General features: G+C 60.0%; 3 protein-coding genes and 1 pseudogene. 2 read left to right on the top strand and 2 right to left on the bottom strand.

Annotated elements, in window-relative coordinates:
* Positions 1-407 precede the first annotated feature (407 nt).
* Together WCA53_RS16740 and WCA53_RS16735 are read left to right on the top strand one after the other, a co-directional pair.
* Positions 408-1,697, top strand: a complete 1,290-nt coding sequence (locus WCA53_RS16740; protein ID WP_423912677.1) for an LssY C-terminal domain-containing protein — start codon at positions 408-410, stop codon at positions 1,695-1,697.
* Positions 1,694-2,947, top strand: a complete 1,254-nt coding sequence (locus tag WCA53_RS16735) for an LssY C-terminal domain-containing protein (protein ID WP_423912675.1) — start codon at positions 1,694-1,696, stop codon at positions 2,945-2,947. Before WCA53_RS16740 ends, WCA53_RS16735 begins: the two co-directional genes overlap by 4 nt.
* 113 nt (positions 2,948-3,060) lie before the next feature.
* On the opposite strand, the gene WCA53_RS16730 is transcribed toward WCA53_RS16735, so the two are convergent.
* Both WCA53_RS16730 and WCA53_RS16725 read right to left on the bottom strand, forming a co-directional pair.
* A complete protein-coding gene (locus WCA53_RS16730) occupies positions 3,061-3,198 on the bottom strand; it encodes a hypothetical protein (RefSeq protein WP_423912672.1) in 138 nt (45 codons plus the stop codon).
* A 327-nt stretch (positions 3,199-3,525) separates the two neighbouring features.
* Positions 3,526-3,660, bottom strand: a pseudogene (locus WCA53_RS16725) (electron transfer flavoprotein subunit alpha/FixB family protein); the annotation flags it as partial.

Below are 3,660 nucleotides of genomic sequence, written 5' to 3'. Positions count from 1 at the left end.
GGCAAAACCGCGCATGTTTGCGTATGCCACGCTAGCCGGATTCGCACCTCAACACCAGTTTTCTCATTTCAACCTGGAGGCATAGCGGCACGATCAAATAGCCGTTAAACGTCTGCTTTGGGAAAGGTCGCGTGTCGGCTTTGGGTCCAGATTGCCTGGTAGTGGCAGACAGCACAAGCGACCGTGCCCCTCACAGACGCGTGGTACGCGTCGCCTGCCGTTTTACGAAGCACAGGGTGACGCATTTGTCGATTTCTGGCGATGGCGCGCTGGAACCTGCACACCTATAATCTCGCACAAATACTGAAGAAGGTTACACGGAGAGCAGCCAGAACTTGCCTAAGGATCCGCTCACACTGGCCCCCTGACAGGAACGCCGCACCAGCTCGCGGCAAAGAGGTGACGCGATGGACCCCGTCGTGAATCGACTGCTGGCTGCAGTTGTTATCGCCTTCGTGTTGTGCGGTTGTGCCACTACGCAATTGAGCGCCGGCGGGCTCACCTATAAGGCCCGCGCCGTGACACGCACCGAAGGAGGGCTCCGGGTTACCGCTTCGGTGCTTTCGGCTGAAGAAAGCGCGGCGGTTTATGGCGTGCCGCTCGCGAAGAAGGGGATTCAGCCCGTATGGATCGAAGTGCAGGACGACGACCCGGTCAGCTATTTCCTGTTGTCGCCTGGCCTCGACCCGAATTTCTTCCCGGCCTCGGAAGCGGCCGAGGCGTTTGCCGACAGCAATGTGCCTGGCAGAAGTGAGGAACTCGACCGGCGCTTCCGGGGGCTCGCCTTCCATAACCCTGTGCTGCCAGGGCAGACTGTATCCGGATATGTGCTGACCAACCTCAGCGAGGGCGCGAAGGTCGTCGAACTGGACCTCGTTGCGAGCGAGCGGGCGAAGACATTCTCGATCCTGATGGTCGTGCCTGGTTTTTACGCCGATTACAATGTCAGCGCAGTCTTTCGGCGCGCGATCTATCCGCCGGAAAAAATCGTGAACTACACGGACGACGACGCTTTCCGTGTCGCACTCGAATCACTTCCGTGTTGCGCGACCAATGAGGACGGTTCGAAGAACGGCGATCCGCTCAATCTCGTCATAGTGGGGGGCGTCGATGACGCGTTTCCCGCACTGGTGCGCCGCGGCTGGAGCCCAACCGAGCAGCGGTGGTCAGGCGCGATCATGAAGGTGATTACTTCCGCGCTCTCTGGCGAGCGTTACGTCAATGCGCCGGTAAGCGATCTTTACCTGTTTGGCCGGCCGCAGGATCTCGCGTTGCAGAAAGCACGTGACACGATTCATCAGCGTAATCATTTACGACTCTGGCTAAGCCCCATGCGCTACCGGGGCAAGCCCGTGTGGGTGGGTCAGATCAGCCGGGATATCGGCGTGCGTTTCACGTTTCACTCGCCCACGCTCACAACCCACAAGATCGATCCCGACGTAGATGAGGCACGCACAGCACTCACCGAGGATATGGCCTATTCCCAGAACCTCCAGAAAATCGGATTGGTAAAGGGAGTCGGCGTCGCCCCGCAAGGCGCCCCGCGCGAGAATCTCACCACCGACCGGTACTACACCGACGGTAATCGCCAGGTACTCTTATTCGACCGGCAACCCACCGCGCTCTCAGGGATCGAATTCTTCCCCTGGGAGACGGTCGCGAAGCTCAACGCTGTGCCCTCCGGAGCAAAGCGATGAGCGAATCGCCGTCGCTGCAACGTGCATTGAAGAATGCTGCTGGCAGCGTGATCCTCTCGCTCATTTTCACGGGCTGTGCGACGTGGACGGCCCCGACCAGCATCGACGAGGCGCCGCTTCGTGAACGTGCGGTGAGCGCTACAAAGCAGGACGCACGGGTAAGCGTGACCGTGCTGGGAGCCGACGACAGCAAGCGCATGTTCGGCGCCGACATCAACAAGACCAGCATCCAGCCGTTGTGGATCGAAGTCGAGAACCGGACTTCGCAACCGTTATGGTTGCTGCATTCCGGCACAGATCCCGATTACTTCTCACCACTCGAAGTCGCGTGGTCCATGCACACGCTTCTCGGAGGTGCGACGAACGCGAGCATCGACAGTTACCTGAACAAACTCGGATTCAGAAATCCCATTCCCCCCGGGGAAACGCGCGCCGGGTTTCTTTTCACCAACCCCGACCGGCAGATCAAACTCGTCAATATCGATCTGTTCGGAAGCGCAAAGCTGATCCCCTTCACCCTGTTTCTGCCTGTACCGGACGATGTCGCGGACCCGCGTTTCGCGCTGACCCCGTTCCAGTATCAAGAGACCATAATCACTGACTACCACGACCTTGCGTCGTTGCGCGCGGCGCTCGAACGGATGCCGTGTTGTGCCACCGATGAGCACGCGACAACTGAAGCCGATCCGTTGAACGTGATTGTCATCGGCACGCTTGGGGACATCGGTTCCGCAATGGTGCGGCGTAGCTATCGTCGCGACCTGCGTGAAGACGACCTCTCGCAGTGGGTATTTGGACGGAGGCCCGACGTTGTCCTGCGCAAGGAAGCGCAAGCGGGCGCGGCATCCACTACATTGCGCGCGTGGCTCGCGCCCATTCGCTTCAACGGTGACGCAGTGTATCTGGCGCAGGTCGGACGGCCGGTCGGCGGCCGTTTCGCGCACCACGATATGGCGGGCGGCACGCTCCATGGGGACGTCGACGAGGCGCGGAACTTTCTGGTCCAGGACATGATGTATTCGGGCGGCCTGGATAAATTGGGCTTTGTGTACGGCGTGGGTCCATCACTGCAGGCACACCCGCGGACAACGCTGAATGGCGCGCCTTATTACACTGACGGACTGCGTGCCGTGATGTTCTTCGCGACGCGCCCGCTCAGTTTCGCGAATGTGCAAATTCTTGACTGGGTGCCTTACCTGGAGCAACGTGAGTCCGCCGCACTTAGGGAGAACGTTAATCCTGCCAAGTAACCCAGCCACGGAACCGCAACGGCCCCGGCACTTCCTGACTACCGTACTTGCAAACGCGCACTCACACACGTCGGCACCGAAGCTGCCAGCACCGGCACGCCCGTCGCTCTGGGTCAATCGAGCCGCACGAATTGTTCCCTGACATAGCCTTGTGCAACGGCATGTGAGGCGCGCCGCTGCGATTCGAGCGCCAACGCGTGCTGTTGCTCGCGCGATATGCCGAACCGCCACGCGGCGCTCTTCGCAACCACCCCATATGAAAGCGGTGAAACGGATCTCTCAACGAGCCCGCCTCATGTCGACGAGGCTCGGGTCGCCCATGCGCGCGCCGGATATATGTACTTGGGCACTGACTGAATGACACCGCCGACGACATACCCAGCTTCCGCGCCCTCGACGGCTGCACGCAGTAGGACGTCGCGTATGAAACCGTGCACGGTTCCGTCACGACGGTGTCTTTCAAGCTGGCGAAACTTGTCGGTCGCAGTCCGAACGCCGCTAGCACCGCCACTTCGCCTTTCATCTTTGTTTGTTCGGGAAAATCCGACCAGTCAATGCTTTCACCCGCGGAACTCGAATTAAACGGCTGCCGTCAATTCCGGTATTGCGCTGAAGAGGTCGGCTTCGAGGCCGTAATCGGCCACCGAGAAAATCGGCGCTTCCGGGTCCTTGTTGATCGCCACGATCACCTTCGAGTCCTTCATGCCGGCCAG

This window comes from Caballeronia sp. (assembly GCF_049581465.1).
Lineage (GTDB): Bacteria > Pseudomonadota > Gammaproteobacteria > Burkholderiales > Burkholderiaceae > Caballeronia.
This window is presented reverse-complemented; position numbering and strand designations above follow the sequence as displayed.

Excerpts from the sequence above, each read along its gene's own strand:
- WCA53_RS16740 (WP_423912677.1), top strand. The coding sequence starts at position 408 with ATGGACCCCGTCGTGAATCGACTGCTGGCTGCAGTTGTTATCGCCTTC.
- WCA53_RS16735 (WP_423912675.1), top strand. The coding sequence starts at position 1,694 with ATGAGCGAATCGCCGTCGCTGCAACGTGCATTGAAGAATGCTGCTGGC.